The 13621-nt window shown below is 55.0% G+C and carries 16 protein-coding genes; 11 read left to right on the top strand and 5 right to left on the bottom strand.

From position 1 onward, the window contains the following. Window positions 1–41: 41 nt before the first annotated feature. Both OSH04_RS11815 and OSH04_RS11810 read left to right on the top strand, forming a co-directional pair. Window positions 42–662 (top strand): LysE family translocator, encoded by a 621-nt coding sequence (locus tag OSH04_RS11815; protein WP_031232112.1) that lies wholly within the window; start codon window positions 42–44, stop codon window positions 660–662. An 851-nt stretch (window positions 663–1513) separates the two neighbouring features. Next, entirely contained in the window at window positions 1514–2551 is a 1038-nt protein-coding gene (locus OSH04_RS11810) for a LacI family DNA-binding transcriptional regulator (protein ID WP_031232111.1), read from the top strand. Here OSH04_RS11810 and OSH04_RS11805 read toward each other — a convergent pair. The 4 genes from OSH04_RS11805 to OSH04_RS11790 form a co-directional block, all read right to left on the bottom strand. After that, entirely contained in the window at window positions 2548–3252 is a 705-nt protein-coding gene (locus OSH04_RS11805; RefSeq protein ID WP_035267713.1) for a sulfite exporter TauE/SafE family protein, read from the bottom strand. The genes OSH04_RS11810 and OSH04_RS11805 overlap by 4 nt on opposite strands. Next, window positions 3249–4667, bottom strand: a complete 1419-nt coding sequence (locus tag OSH04_RS11800; RefSeq protein WP_266108527.1) for an amidohydrolase family protein — start codon at window positions 4665–4667, stop codon at window positions 3249–3251. The genes OSH04_RS11805 and OSH04_RS11800 overlap by 4 nt, the downstream gene beginning before the upstream one ends. Before the next feature lie 11 nt (window positions 4668–4678). Next, window positions 4679–6016, bottom strand: a complete 1338-nt coding sequence (locus OSH04_RS11795) for a uracil-xanthine permease family protein (RefSeq protein WP_266108526.1) — start codon at window positions 6014–6016, stop codon at window positions 4679–4681. A gap of 454 nt (window positions 6017–6470) precedes the next feature. Beyond that, window positions 6471–6800 carry a DHCW motif cupin fold protein gene (locus OSH04_RS11790; RefSeq protein WP_026482692.1) on the bottom strand — a complete coding sequence of 110 codons (330 nt, stop codon included), beginning with the start codon at window positions 6798–6800 and terminating at the stop codon, window positions 6471–6473. Window positions 6801–6996: 196 nt separating this feature from the next. On the opposite strand from OSH04_RS11790, the gene OSH04_RS11785 reads away from it, so the two are divergent. The 7 genes from OSH04_RS11785 to OSH04_RS11755 all read left to right on the top strand — a co-directional run bounded on the left by OSH04_RS11785 (window position 6997) and on the right by OSH04_RS11755 (window position 11861). Then, window positions 6997–7791 carry a hypothetical protein gene (locus OSH04_RS11785; protein WP_254003126.1) on the top strand — a complete coding sequence of 265 codons (795 nt, stop codon included), beginning with the start codon at window positions 6997–6999 and terminating at the stop codon, window positions 7789–7791. Between the two features lie 146 nt (window positions 7792–7937). Next, entirely contained in the window at window positions 7938–8543 is a 606-nt protein-coding gene (locus OSH04_RS11780) for a hypothetical protein (RefSeq protein ID WP_052159134.1), read from the top strand. A gap of 223 nt (window positions 8544–8766) precedes the next feature. After that, window positions 8767–9693 (top strand): SPFH domain-containing protein, encoded by a 927-nt coding sequence (locus OSH04_RS11775; protein ID WP_035267708.1) that lies wholly within the window; start codon window positions 8767–8769, stop codon window positions 9691–9693. A 14-nt stretch (window positions 9694–9707) separates the two neighbouring features. After that, window positions 9708–10160 carry an NfeD family protein gene (locus OSH04_RS11770; protein WP_026482689.1) on the top strand — a complete coding sequence of 151 codons (453 nt, stop codon included), beginning with the start codon at window positions 9708–9710 and terminating at the stop codon, window positions 10158–10160. A gap of 23 nt (window positions 10161–10183) precedes the next feature. Beyond that, entirely contained in the window at window positions 10184–10942 is a 759-nt protein-coding gene (locus tag OSH04_RS11765; RefSeq protein ID WP_266108524.1) for a class I SAM-dependent methyltransferase, read from the top strand. A 67-nt stretch (window positions 10943–11009) separates the two neighbouring features. After that, window positions 11010–11576: a WG repeat-containing protein gene (locus tag OSH04_RS11760; RefSeq protein ID WP_266108523.1), complete on the top strand. Its 567-nt coding sequence runs from the start codon at window positions 11010–11012 to the stop codon at window positions 11574–11576. Window positions 11577–11621: 45 nt separating this feature from the next. Continuing rightward, the gene (locus OSH04_RS11755) at window positions 11622–11861 is read left to right on the top strand and encodes a putative hemolysin (protein WP_266108522.1); all 240 of its coding nucleotides are present in this window, start codon (window positions 11622–11624) and stop codon (window positions 11859–11861) included. A 39-nt stretch (window positions 11862–11900) separates the two neighbouring features. Here the strand turns inward: OSH04_RS11755 and OSH04_RS11750 are convergent, their stop codons facing one another. Then, complete coding sequence (locus tag OSH04_RS11750; protein ID WP_003800394.1) at window positions 11901–12194, bottom strand: hypothetical protein; 294 nt, start codon at window positions 12192–12194, stop codon at window positions 11901–11903. A gap of 258 nt (window positions 12195–12452) precedes the next feature. Here OSH04_RS11750 and OSH04_RS11745 point away from each other — a divergent pair, with 258 nt between their 5' ends. After that, window positions 12453–13391, top strand: coding sequence for a carbohydrate kinase family protein (locus tag OSH04_RS11745; RefSeq protein WP_266108521.1), 939 nt, complete (start codon window positions 12453–12455; stop codon window positions 13389–13391). Window positions 13392–13433: 42 nt separating this feature from the next. Then, window positions 13434–13604, top strand: coding sequence for a hypothetical protein (locus OSH04_RS11740; protein ID WP_021446650.1), 171 nt, complete (start codon window positions 13434–13436; stop codon window positions 13602–13604). Window positions 13605–13621 lie beyond the last annotated feature (17 nt).

Raw genomic sequence — 13621 nt, 5'->3', positions numbered from 1 at the left:
AAATTGAATGGCTGGCATTATCTATGGAGCCTGCCGGAATCATGACCGCTAGTAGTCTTTTGCTGTTTCTGCCCGCCTGTTTTGCCCTGAATATGGCCTTCGGACCTAATAATCTGCTGTCCATGACGGTAGGGGCCAAGCAAGGGGTGTCGACTGCCATGGTAGCGGCCATGGGGCGTCTGGTCGCCTTTGCCATCATGATTGTGGTGGCGGCCTTGGGAATGGGAACCTTGTTGATGGTTTCGGAGACGGCCTTTACCGTGGTTAAGCTTGCGGGAGCGGCGTATCTGATCTGGCTGGGTATCAAGGTGCTGCGTGCCAGTAGCAAAACATCAGCAGAGCAAACCGAGGTGAGCAAAAAAGATATCTGGGGCCTGGTGCGCCAAGAGTTCTTTGTGGCTATCGGCAATCCTAAAGCCATTCTGATCTTCACCGCCTTCTTCCCGCAGTTTGTAGATATGAACAACTATTGGGTTAGCTTCATGACACAGGGTGTGATTTTCCTGCTGCTGGAAGTGATCGCGATTGCGGCGTATGCCTATGTAGGCACTCGTTTGTCCGGAGTGATGCAAAATGCGCGTGGTCTGCGTTGGGTGAACCGCATTAGCGGCAGCATGATGATAGGTTTTGGCGTGATCCTGGCCATGGCTCGACGCTCCTGATGTAAGCCCCGATCTGGGGGCACAAGTCGGAAAATAAAAGGCTCTCCTTGCGAGAGCCTTTTTGATGTTTCTATTTGTACAGGGTAAACACTGAATATGCTATTTAGTGCTTGAAGTTTGTAAATTTTTTGTTAGGATAAAAATTCGTTCTAGGCTTTCTCGATTAAATAAACAGCAGGAGGTTTGGATATGAATGACACGCCCATGAACTGGCCCAGTGATTTTCCGAGCAAACACGATTCAATATAAAACCTCAAAAAAAACGGAGACCGTTAACTAGCCAGGCCGCCCTATGGGCGGCTTTTTCATTGGCGCCTTAATGTTATGATTTTTAGATCGATATGTCTTGAGATTGAGCTGCCTGTTTATTGATAAGATTCAAATTCTGAATTGCTCAGGATTGGAAAGTTTCACTGGGCTACCTTAAATTAGGTTTTATTGCATTTTAATGCATGGAGCGGTTTGGAAAAATACGGAGCAGGAAAAGAATGAATGACATCAAGGCCTTGTTTGCTTTGTGTTTTTCCCTGCTTCCTGCTGCTTGTTCCTGTATCGCCGTCACTTATCCTGGCGATCCCGAAGGAGCCACTGCCGTTTGCAATGGCAGTGTCTATGGCGAGACGCCACTGACAATTAACAGTCTGCTGGAGGGGGCGTCGAAATGTTAGTGTCCCCTTGAGTAGGTATTAACTTGTAATATGGCTCCTGAACGAGCTTGGCCAAACACTCTAGCTAAGATTCTTTGTTTTTAAATTTGGCTGATCTTGGCTGATTCACTGTTTTGCTCTACGTAAACAAGCTCCCAGCGCTATGCTATTTTCCTCTCTCTCCCTTTTCTGATTGATCCAGCCTTGCCACGTTCCTCTGCTACCCCCCCTCGTCGTATCACCATCCGCGATGTCGCCAAGGCGGCAGGGGTGTCTTTGACTACGGTTTCACACGCCTTGAATGACAGAGGGGTGGTGGACCCGTTAACGCGTGCCAAGGTCAAACAGATCGCGGCTGATATGGGCTATAGGCCCAATGTACGAGCGCAGCGCTTGCGCTCGGGGGCGGCCAACAGCATTGCCCTGGTATCGTCCATGCCTTTTGCCGTGTCGGGTGGCGTTTCGCGTCTGGGCTTCATGATGGAAGTGGCGGGCATTGCGGCCGAGGCGGCCATGCGGCGCGGCCTGGCTCTGGTGTTCGTGCCGCCTTTGGAAAATGCCCAGGCCTTTCTGGAAGGTCTGGATATTGATGGGGCGATTTTGTTGGAGCCCATGACGGATGATCCCAATGTGCGCTTGTTGCAAGAGCGTGGCGTGGCCTTGGTGTCGATTGGGCGTCAAGGCGGTAGCGTAGATAGCATTCCCTTTATTGATCTGCAATCGACCGCAACCGCGCATTTGTTATTGAATCACTTGTGGGAGCAAGGACGGCGACGTATCGCCCTGGTGCAAAGCAGTGCGGCACGTGACTCTTACGCCAGCCATAAAAAAGCCTACGAGAATTTCGCTGCAGCGCACGCCATGCCAGTGCGCTATATGCAGGTAGAGGAAAGCTTGGGTGAAGCCGGTGGATTTGATGCCTGCGCCCGGCTTTTAACACAGTATCCCGATACGGATGCCTTATGTGTGCCTGTGGATGCCTTTGCAGTGGGCGCCTTGGCGGCTGTGCAGCAGGCCGGTTTGCGTGTCCCGCAGGATGTAATGATCGCCACCCGTTACGATGGCTTGCGTGCCCGTACCGCAGAACCGGCGTTGACAGCTGTGGATCTTCATCTGGAACAAGTGGCCACCCTGGCGGTAGAACTGCTGTTCGAACATCTGTCGGGTGATAAGAGCCGCCTGTCGGCTTTGGGCCCAAAGCCGGAACTTCGGGCCCGTGCCTCTACACAGCTGGACGATTAAGTCAGCATGACGGCCAGACCGGAGACGGTCGCAAACACCAGAACTCCAATGCGCAAACGGCGTTGATCCAGCTTGTGATGTACCAGGCTGCTCAAGCCCATCCCCAGCAGCAATGCAGGCAGGCACAACACGGCGTAGCTCAGGTGGGACCACTGTAGCGCGCCGGAGATACCCAGCACGGCGAGTGAAATCACTTCCCCCACCAGAAAGCACAAGGCAACTGTCGAGCGCAGGGTAGCGACAGGGGCGTGCTGGTACACCAGAGCCAAAGGCGGGCCACCAATGCCGGTGGCGGTTTCAGTGATGCCGGTGACCAGACCTGTGGCAATAAAGGCCTTCTTGCCGGGCGTGAAGCTGGGAGCCAGCACCGACGCCAGTACAGCCAGCAAGGTACTGATACCGACAAACTGGTTTAACCAGTAAGTCGACAGCACCAGCAAAATCCCCAAACCGGCAAAAGTCCCTGCAAAACGTCCGACGGTGATCCAGCCCGCGCCGCTGCGGTCGATCGCCCCACGTTCACGCCAGGCAACATAGGCGTTCAGCGGCAGCATCAGAAACAGGAGCGCTCCTGGTATGGCCTCGGGATGAACCAAAGCCAGTACCGGGACTACGATCAGGGCAAAACCCATCCCGCTGGCACCCTGAATAAAGGCACCCGCCAGCACGGCGGCAAAAGCAATCAGCAAACCTACTGTCATGCCAAGGCCTTTTCCTGCTCGGCGTGACGCGCCAGGTGTTCGGTGGATGGGGCGTGCAGCTTGCGGATATCCGATTGCGCGACCGCATGGCGAGCCAGCTCACGGACCTCTTCCAGCAAGGGCAGGGGATCCCAATCCACAGGCTGGCCTTCCCACAGACGCAGCTTGCCTTGGACAACGACAGCCCGAATCTGATCGCGAGCAGCAATCCGAACCAGTTCCCAGGGCAGATCCCAGGAGGGTGTCATCTCGGGCACTTGCAGATCGACCACGAGGAAGTCGGCTTGGGCGCCCACCCGAATCTGCCCGGTTTGAGCTCCCAGGCCTATGACTTCGGCCCCCCCTCGGGTCGCCATATCCAGCCAGGTCCAACCCGCACCGCAAGAGGAGTCGCCCACTATCATGCCGAAGGCAAAGCGTTGCGCCGCCTCGCCATAATCCATCATGCGAAAGGCATCGCTGCGAGTGCCGTCCGTCCCCATGCCCAAACGTATGCCTTGAACGCGCATGGCTTCGGCAGGAGCGACGGCATTGCCTTTCCAGGCGCTGGCAACCGGGTTGTAGGAAACGGCAGCGTTCAAATCAGCCAGCAGCCGGATTTCGCTGGGGGTAACCAAGGTGGCATGGGCCAGCAAGGAGGCCGAACCCAGCGCACCAATATGAGCCAGGTGCTCGATTGGGCGGCGGCCATGGGCATTCAAGGAGCGCTCTACCGCTACCAAATGCTCGTTGGCATGGGTCTGGAATACACGGCCAGCTTCTTCGCTCATGGAATAGATACGATGCAACATCGCATCACTGGCGGCTTCGGGAATAGAGATAGCCAGTGAAGGGCTGATCAAAGCATGGTGCTCCCATTGCTGAAGGTGGGCCTGGGCGCGAGCCACAATAGGCTCTGCATCCAATAGTACCGCGCTGTGCTTGTCGTTGCAGATCAGCCCCAAAACACAGCGTATACCTACGTCTGTGGTGGCCTGCACAATCGCGTCCAGATCCTCGGACGATCGCGTGCCAGCGTCGCAAACCGTCGTGAAACCGCCCCGCAAGGCTTCCAGTGCAGAAAGCTTGCTGGAGGCATACAGATGGCGTGCATTCAAGGTGCTTTCCAGCGGCACCCAGACCCGGCGGAAAATTTCCGAAGGTTCGCCATATACCAACGACTTTCCATATGACTGGGTGACGTGATGATGTGCATCGACAAAACCGGGCATCAGCAAATGGCCGGGCAAGCTCAGACGTGGCAGTCCAGGGTGACGGGCGGCTATCTCTTCTACCGTGCCAATATCGCTGAAGCGACCTTCTTCAATCAGGACAGCGTGTCCGCTGACAGGTCCTTGGGGCAGCAAGAGGTGTTCGGGTTCCAGAATGCGGGCCTGAGCCAGGTCGTGGGATTGGAATAAAGAAGCGTGATTCATGGCACAGCTCATCAAGAATGTAGAAGGGGGGCGGTTTTGGGCGAGCGCTGGCCGAGGTGAATGAACAGGTAGTTCAAAACAGCCGCCGTCAGCGCACCCATAGCAACGCCGTTGGACAAGAGCAATCGCACTTGGGAGGGAAGTTGGTCGTAAATGCCGGGAACGACGATGGGCAGCAAACCGACCGCCAGAGCCGTGGCAACCACATACATGGCGGCATGGCCGCGCAGGTCTACCTTGCGCAACATGTCTATGCCCATGGTGCCGACGATGGCAAAGACCACCAGCCCAGTTGCGCCAATGACAGAGGCAGGAATGACGCTGATCAGCGCGGAGAGCGGCGAGAACACGCCAAACAGAATCAGGAACAGTCCACCGACGGCCGTGACATAGCGGGAGCGCACTTGGGTCGCGCGAATGATGCCGATGTTTTCACCACTGGTAATGATCAGCGAGGTCCCGAAAATACCACCCAGCAAAGAAGCCAGCCCGTCGCCACGGATCGTATTGGGCACTTGTGCCTGTTGTTCGGCCTCGTTTTCCTTGCCCAGGACCTCATTCAAGGCAATGGTCTGGCCAGTGGCTTCCACCATGGAAATCAAGGTGAACAGCAGCAGCGGCAAAGCGGCAATCAGATCAAAGTTGGGCGGGCCAAAGGGGAAAGGCGATGGCAGGGCCAGCAGTGGGCCACTGCCCACGCCGCTCAAGCTGATGTCGCCCATCAAGGCAGCGGACAAGGCACCCACAATCAAGCCCAGCAAGATAGCCAACTGGCGGCACATGCCTTTGAGCAAACGGGCAAACAGCACCGTAGATGCAATGGTGATCAGGGCCAGCAGCAAATTGTCGGTGTTACCGAAATTGGCCGAGCCGGGTGTGCCGGCAATTAATTTGCCGGATATCTGCGCCAGGTTGATGGCAACCAGCAAGAGCATGATGCCGATGACCAGCGAAGGGAAGTAACGCAAAAAGCGTTTGAAGATGGGGACGATCAGAAAGTACAGCAGGGCGGACAGAATCACCGCCCCGGAGGCGGTGGGCAGATCGGTTTGTTGCGCGATCAGAATGAACAGGATGATGGGCGCACCACCGGGCAGCATCACAAAAGGTAGTTTGGCGCCTATACCGGCTGGGCCGAAGGATTGGATCAAGGTGCCTATGCCACAGACCAGAAAGGTGGCGCTCAGCAGCTGAGTGGTCAGGGCAGCATCAAAGCCCAGGGCCTTGCTCATTAAGAACACGGCGGCGATAGGGGAGGCGGCCATGACCAGTACGTGTTGCAGCCCGAAGGCAATCATGCGCTGAGGGGAATACAGCTCATCCACTTGCGCAGTGGGGGTGTCTTTCATCAGTGTCTCCTGTGCTGCATTGTCAGGTGCTAAAGAGCCTGCTGCAGTCCTTTAGGTTTTTATCGAATTTATGAGTAAAACGATTTGGTTTTGATTTTATGCTCAACCAAAACGTTTTGGTAGTGTATTTATGCTTGGCTGAAAAGTCGATGCGCAAATCAAATAAGGATTATTTCTGCAGGCTGAACTAGCCTGTTGGAGGCAGAGGCAGAGGCAGAGGCAGAGGCAGAGGCAGATCGGGGCAACCGGCAGCCTGCCTGGCGATCTTACGCAAATGCAGGAAGCAGCATGGCGAGGGCCACCGTCACGGGGAGCAAGGCTGTCGCTGGTATAAAAGGCGGGAGGGGCAAATTATGCGGCGTAGACGACAAAAATGAACGTCAGCACAGAGGGATTGTTTACCCTTTAGATAGCCAGTTCCGACCATCTAAAGGGTGTTTTTACGTAACAGGCTTTAATCCACGATGTAGAGTTTGGCGCCCGTCTGGGTGGAGGAACGGTGCGGCTCGGCATTGTCAGCCACATGGTAAGACTGTCCCGGCTCCAGGGTGAAGCGGCGTCCGTCTTCCAGTTCGGTGTCCAGCCGGCCTTCCAGACACAGCAACATATGGCCTTTTACACACCAGTGGTCGGCTAGATAACCGGGGCTGTATTCCACCATGCGTACGCGAATGGGGCCAAATTGCTGGGTGCGCCACAGGGCCATGCCTGTTTCGCCTTTGTGTTCTGTAGGAGTAATGTCGGACCAGTTAACGGTGCAAAAGGGTAGGTTCTGAATATCCATGCTTGCGGCTCGTGAGGAGGAATGACGTTTATAGTAGGCCTCTTTGTGAGGCTTGGTTTGTTGCCTTACTGATTTTTCCTGATACAGGCAATTTCAATTTAGAAATTTGCTGACGTCACAAACGCAGAGAGATCAGGAATACTCGCGCTCAACAGGGGCTTGTCATGGCACTTGTACTGACAAAAAGGGGAAGCGCATGAGTCTGTCTCAATCAACATTATTCGCACGGCACCGTGGACGGTGGAGCGTGCTGGCCGCTGCCTTGTTGCTATCAGCTTGCAGCAGTGTGCCTCAACAATCGGCACAGCGTGAGGCGGTCTCAGCGGCAGCCCCACAAACGGCCTCGACTTTGGGTACGCAATGGGGAGAAGGGCGTGAGTCACGGGCCTATTCGGTTCAGGCTCAGCGCGTCGAGCCTCTGCGTGATGAGCTGCAATTAGCCTATTCCGATGAACGCAGTATTCGCCAGGCTTTGGGCCAAAATCTGGATGCCCAGCGCAGCATTTTGCTGGATCAAGGCAAGGTGGAATTGTCTGTGCATGATGGGCGCGACGCACCTTTGACAATTTTCAGCAGCATCGGGCAGAAAAACTATCAGCTGGCGGGTAAAGCAGGGGAACGTTACGTCCTGGTCTATACCAATCGCAGCGCTACGCCTTATGAAATCATCACCACGGTAGATGGTCTGGATGTCTTGTCGGGCAAGCCGGGCAGCCGCAGCTATAACGGCTATCTCTTGCAGGCCGGGGCCGTCTTGCGTATCGAGGGCTTTCGTAAAAGTGCTGATGAAGTGGCCGCTTTCCGTTTCTCGGGCAAGGACCGGGCTTACGCGGCGAACACTCTGGCGGGTGACAAACGCAATATCGGTGTGATCGGTACGGTGCTTTACGAAGTGCGCCCGGTGACTCCGGCTCAAGCTGCCGTGCCGTCGCCCAATCCTTTTCCTGCTGACAAAGGCAATGGGCAATACGCGCCTGCGCCGCGTTATTAAGGCTTGACCGCTCTCTTTGGCAAAAGAGTAGATGGATTTTGACGAAGGGACGCAAGATAATCACGCAAATATCAGGGCTCTTAGCGGGAAATTACGCGCTTGGAGCCCTGCAATGACTCTGTTAAGGTGTGCCAGGATTAGCCACTTTGCAAGGACAGCGCGTGCCGCCAGAGTTGATCCATCCAGAGCATTTTGTCCACGTACGCATCATCATTGGCATGGTGCTGGGTATCAGCATTTCCAGACTGATCGTAGGCGTCTCTGAATTCATCCAACACCCCAAAGCCAAGCGTGTCTATCCCATTCACTTGGGGTGGGTGCTGTATCTGTTCCTGACGATTATCCATTTTTGGTGGTATGAGTTCAGTCTGGTGAAAGTGCAGGTCTGGTCCTTTCAGCTGTATTTTTTCCTGATTTTGTATACCTGTGTGTTTGCCATCATGGCGTCCTTGCTGTTTCCGTCCAATATGGAGGAATACCGCGGTTTCGAGGATTATTTCCAGACCCGGCGGCGCTCGCTTTACGGCTTTTTCGTGCTGATTCAGCTTATGGACCTGGTCGATACAGCCATTAAAGGAAAAGAGTATTTCTTGTCGCTGGGTATGGAATACCCCTTGCAGCAAGCCGTGTTCATTGTCATGGGCCTGATCGCTATGGTGGTGCCCAGCAAGCGCTATCAGGCGGCCTTGGTGGTGCTGACGATAGTCTATAAAGGGCTGTGGATTTTCCGTTTGTACGATATTTTGAATTGAGTCAGCCGCTCGTTTTTTCGGGTTCTATCTGTCCTTAAAGGCGCAACGGTTTTCTCTGGCTGCGTCCCTTTCGTCTAGCTTGTCCGCATTTCTCTTTAGCTCCTGCCCGGTCAAATGGGACATGGATAGGCTATGGGGCGGTCAAACATCCGCTTTAGCAGATCTGTCATTAAGGCTGGGCTAGAATCGCTTTTTTAGTTGTGTTCTTGGAGATGGTGACGACATGAGTGGCTCCTTTACTTTTGTGGTGATGTTGGCGTTCTTGGCTGTGGTCGTGGTGATGGCTGGGGTCAAAGTTGTGCCTCAGGGCCAGCAATGGACGGTCGAGCGCTTTGGTCGCTACACCCGCACCCTGACGCCCGGCTTGTCCTTGCTGGTCCCTTTTATGGACCGCGTGGGCCGCAAGCTCAAAATGATGGAATCCGTGCTGGATGTTCCCTCGCAAAATGTGATTTCCCGCGACAACGTGGCCGTGACGGCTGACGGTGTCGTGTTTTATCGCATCGACAATGCTGCCCAGGCTGCCTATGAGATTGATCACCTGGAAATGGCGATTGTGAACCTGACCACCACCAACCTGCGTTCGGTCCTGGGTTCGATGGAACTGGATCACATGCTGTCCAATCGCGAAGTGATTAACGATCGCCTGCTGGCAGCGGTGGATGCAGCGACGACACCTTGGGGGGTGAAAGTTACCCGTGTGGAAATCCGTGATTTGAATATGGCTCCCGAGTTGCAGGAAGCCATGAATCTGCAGATGACGGCTGAGCGTCATCGTCGTGCTGCCGTGACCAAGGCCAGCGGCCAGAAAGAAGCCGAAGTGCTGCAAGCCGAAGGGGAGAAGCAAGCGGCTGTGTTGCGTGCGGAGGGTGAAAAGCAATCCGCTATCTTGCGTGCCGAAGCGCGTGAGCGTGAAGCCGAGGCTGAAGCCCGTGCAACCCGCGAAGTGTCCGAAGCCATTAAGAGCGGTGATGTACAAGCCCTGCAATACTTTGTGGGCCTGAAGTATGTGGAAGCCTTGCGTGAGGTGGGCACGGGCCCCAATAGCAAGCTGGTGCTGATGCCTTTGGAGGCCAGCGGCATTACCGGTGCGGTGGCAGGTGTGACTGAGCTGCTCAAGACCACCGGCAGCAAGTTGGGACAAGGCTAAGCGGATAGCTGGAGGTGCTGATCTTGTCATTCATTTTTGATTCCTTTTGGTACTGGCTGGTGTCTGGCGTCGTGCTGATCGCTGCCGAGGTCGTCATCTCTGGCGTCTATCTGCTGTGGCTGGGTTTGGGGGCTTTGACGGTGGGCTTGTTTGCCGCCGCCTGGCCGGATGCTCCCTCCTGGTTGCAATGGCTGATTCTGGCCGTGGCCATGTTGGGGTGGGTGGTCGTTGGTGTACGTTGGCAACGACGCAGCCGGGCCAATCAGCCTGATATTTTGAATACCGGCTTGAGCGCCTATGTGGGGGCTCGCGCGCAGGTCAGCGAAAGCTTTGTGAACGGCCGTGGACGTATTCGGCTCAACGATAGTTATTACAGTGCCACAGCGACCCAAAACCTGGAGCAGGGCGCTGCGGTTGTGGTCTTGGCGGTGGAAGGCGCCGAAATGCGTGTTCAGGCTGTTGAGTAAGACAAATAGCAGGATGTAGAACAATGATGAACAATCGCTACGGCAAGCTGGCTTCTTTGGTATATCACCTGGACAAGCCGGTAGGACGCTCTTTCGGGGATGTGGAGTACTACCTGGAGCGCTTGCAAGGCACAAGCGGACCCATTCTGGAACCCGCAGTAGGCACAGGGCGCATTCTGATTCCCTTGTTGCAGGCGGGGCTGGATATCAGCGGCTTCGATCTGTCGCAGGAAATGCTGGATTATTGCCACCGTGAATTGGAACTGCGGTCTTTGAATACGAAGCTTCAATTGGCGGGCTTTACGGACTTTACGGCACATCGTCCTTTGGAGGCGATTGTGGTGCCAGCTGGTTCTTTTCAGCTTCTGGATTCGTTTGAGCAAGGCATGGCCACGCTAAGCCGTTTTCATGCCAGCCTGAAGTCAGGTGGGCGACTGTTGCTGGATCTGGACCCGGTGGCGGCGATTTTGAGTGTGCATCCAGGCATGCGGACTTGGTCGGCCGCTCCGCATGGGCTTATTACTCTCAATGCTACCGCCTTGGACAAGGACTATTGCGCTCAGGTAAGCCGTGAAATGCATCGCTACGAGTTGTGGGAGCATGGTGTCTTGCTGGAAACCCAGCTGGAACAGTTCTCGCTGCGTTGGTGGGGTGTTCAGGAACTGCGCATGGCGCTGGAGCAAGTGGGTTTTGGCGAGATTGTTATCTCCGGCGGGTATCAGTACGGCAAGACACCGCAGGACACGGACGGAATTATTTCGTTTGAAGCGCGCAAGCTGTAAGACTGGGACTGGGACTGGGACTGGGACTGGGCTTGGTGCCAGTAATCGTATTAGTGTGGTGGCCAAGGTGGAAACTGTACGCGATATGAGCAATGGCATGGGTTCGTACATGGATACTGGTGCGGCAACAGCAACAGCAACAGCAACAGCAACAGCAACAGCAACAGCAACAGCAACAGCAACAGCAACGGTAATTGCAGGGTTGCAAGCTGCTGGACTGGGATCCGGGCGTCGGGTTGTTTCAACCCTGTTCGCTTTGATGTTGGCGCTACTGCCTGTATTTGTCCCCGTCGCTCAAGGGCAAAGCCTGATACAGGATGAACAAGGCTGGGTTTATGTGAATGAAAGGGGCGAAGCAGTTCTGCGTCCCTTTATTTACGACAACGGCCCTGATTATTTTGAAGAGGGTCTGGCTCGTTTCGTCGCCAAAGGGAAAATGGGCTTTCACGATCAATCATTGAAAATCTGGATTCCGGCCCGTTACGATTTTGCCTTTCCTTTTGTGGATGGCAAAGCCAAGGTCGGCATGGATTGCAAGCTCATTCCACACGGTGAACACCGTTCAGTTCACTGCCAGCACTGGGAAAATATTTCCAATCCTTTGACAGCACCAAAAAATCAACCTGAAAACTAGTCCTTGCACAGTACACTGCAGTACAGAGTTTATCCGGAGAACACGATGAAGAAATGGGGAGTCCTGGGACTGGTCGGCGTCTTGTCTGCTTGCGCCAATCAAGCCTCGACACAGCCACCCGTGGGTATTGCCAATCCGGCCTCGGCTTATTGCGTGGAAAAGGGCGGGCGTTTGGATATCGTCAACACACCAGCAGGGCAAGTGGGCATGTGCACCTTGCCGGATGGCACGGTGATCGAGGAGTGGGAGCTGATGCGCCGTGACCACCCTTCGGCAAAGTCCTGATGCCAGATCATAAAAGCCAGCTATTTGCTGGCTTTTATATTAGCGTTCGATACGGACCTCAAAGTAGGCTTCGGACTCGCCCAGATCACGAAAGCCATCACTCATGGCGCGCGTGGCGGCGGCAATCCATTTTTTGGCCAGGGCAATGTCTTCCCCGGACAATTCCGTCTCTGCCGTTTCTTCGGCCAGTTGCCACGCTCGATAGGCCTGGACCACGGCCTCCGGGCCTTGCATGACTTTTTCTAAGCTGCGGCGAAAACGCTCCTCAGCCTCGCGGCGGCCGCGTTCGGTGATATCGGAAGGAGCGTCGTGCAAAGTGATGGTATAGGACATGATGCTTCTTTTTGCTGTATGGATGAACAGTAATTTAGCATGTCTTTTTATCTTGAGCCAGATTTTTGTGATGTCTGTTGCATCAACTATTAGTCGGCTTCTTCTGCGCCCCCAAACAGGCTGCAAAGATGTGTGCGCTTGTTCGACTTTGCACGACTGGCCCAGCTCTGATTTTCCACCATAGACTATCGGCTTGCGCCCGTGGGTATACTGCTCCAAGCAGATTCATGCTCTCTTTTTTCATGGCCGAGGTTCAGGGTGCAGCTTGTAGCGATTGGCAGTATTACCGTTGATATTGTGGTCTCAGGCATGCCAGCCGAGCTGGCGCGTGGCGACAAGCAGGAAGTGGGCTCGATCGACTTGTATCCAGGTGGTGGGGCGCTTAATGCGACAGCCAGCTTCATGGAGCAAGGCGAGTCGGTTCGGCTACTGGGGGCGCTGGGTCGAGACGGCTTGGGTGAGCGTTTGCGTTCACATATCGAGCAGTTGGGAGTGGACGTCAGCAGTATGCAGATCTGTCCTGATCAGCCCACCGGTAAAGCCATCGTCCTGGTCGAGCCGTCCGGCAGTGCTTCGGTGCTGGCACGACGTGGGGCAAATGCCTGCCTGCGTGTCCAGGCTCAAGACTTGCAAGCAGACCTGATTTATGTGGCTCCCTTGGCCTTGCAGCCTATGGAAAGCGTGGCGCAGGCCTTGGCGGAAAGAAGGGAGACCTCGGCCTGCCTGGTGGTAAATCCCAGTGTGGCGTGTTTGCAGCATCAAGGCCAGGGATTCAAGCAGGTCTACGCACGCGCAGATGTGCTGGGTTTGAATGCGGTGGAGGCCCAAATGCTGGCAGGCGTTCAGGACGCCGATATTCAGCTGGAATTATCGATTCAGGAAGCGTGCGAGCTGGCTGCGCGTCTGCAGCATCACCCTCAACAAGCCTTGTTGATCACCTTGGGTGTGCAGGGGGCGGTGTTGGCTTTTAATGGTCAGCAGTATGTGGAGCCTGCGTGCAAGGTGGCGGTGTGCTCAACGGTGGGGGCAGGGGATGCCTTTCTATCCAGCTTTGCCCTGGCCTGGAAACGGGGTTTGGAACCGACAGAAGCCTTGAAGCTGGCCAGCCAGGCAGCGGCGGCACGATTAGGACAGTGGGCGGCCAATACCTTTCCGCCCATGTTCGGACAAGACGCAGCGCAAGCCCTGACTTTGTAAATACCAAAAGCACAGCAAAACAAATCACAAAGGGGAGAGGATATGGCAGCCACTATCATTATTATTGGCTTGTATCTGCTGGTGACAGTCCTGCTGGGAGTCACACTCTGTTATACCCGTCCCAAGACGTGGAAGCGAGATACGGCTTTATTAATGATTACCCCCTTGGCTGTTCCTGTGGTTTACGCCATTTTTACAATGCTCAATGGATAGGGAGCAGGCACAAAACG

This window comes from Alcaligenes nematophilus, assembly GCF_026344155.1.
Taxonomy (GTDB): Bacteria; Pseudomonadota; Gammaproteobacteria; order Burkholderiales; family Burkholderiaceae_B; genus Alcaligenes; species Alcaligenes phenolicus.
The sequence above is the reverse complement of the archived record's forward strand: the minus strand, read 5'-3'. Positions and strand labels throughout refer to the sequence as shown.

Bases quoted from the DNA above. Each gene is read 5' to 3' on its own strand.
- OSH04_RS11815 (WP_031232112.1), top strand. From the start codon at position 42: ATGACCGCTAGTAGTCTTTTGCTGTTTCTGCCCGCCTGTTTTGCCCTG.
- OSH04_RS11805 (WP_035267713.1), bottom strand. From the start codon at position 3,252: ATGACAGTAGGTTTGCTGATTGCTTTTGCCGCCGTGCTGGCGGGTGCC.
- OSH04_RS11800 (WP_266108527.1), bottom strand. From the start codon at position 4,667: ATGAATCACGCTTCTTTATTCCAATCCCACGACCTGGCTCAGGCCCGC.
- OSH04_RS11795 (WP_266108526.1), bottom strand. From the start codon at position 6,016: ATGAAAGACACCCCCACTGCGCAAGTGGATGAGCTGTATTCCCCTCAG.
- OSH04_RS11790 (WP_026482692.1), bottom strand. From the start codon at position 6,800: ATGGATATTCAGAACCTACCCTTTTGCACCGTTAACTGGTCCGACATT.
- OSH04_RS11785 (WP_254003126.1), top strand. From the start codon at position 6,997: ATGAGTCTGTCTCAATCAACATTATTCGCACGGCACCGTGGACGGTGG.
- OSH04_RS11775 (WP_035267708.1), top strand. From the start codon at position 8,767: ATGAGTGGCTCCTTTACTTTTGTGGTGATGTTGGCGTTCTTGGCTGTG.
- OSH04_RS11765 (WP_266108524.1), top strand. From the start codon at position 10,184: ATGATGAACAATCGCTACGGCAAGCTGGCTTCTTTGGTATATCACCTG.
- OSH04_RS11755 (WP_266108522.1), top strand. From the start codon at position 11,622: ATGAAGAAATGGGGAGTCCTGGGACTGGTCGGCGTCTTGTCTGCTTGC.
- OSH04_RS11750 (WP_003800394.1), bottom strand. From the start codon at position 12,194: ATGTCCTATACCATCACTTTGCACGACGCTCCTTCCGATATCACCGAA.
- OSH04_RS11740 (WP_021446650.1), top strand. From the start codon at position 13,434: ATGGCAGCCACTATCATTATTATTGGCTTGTATCTGCTGGTGACAGTC.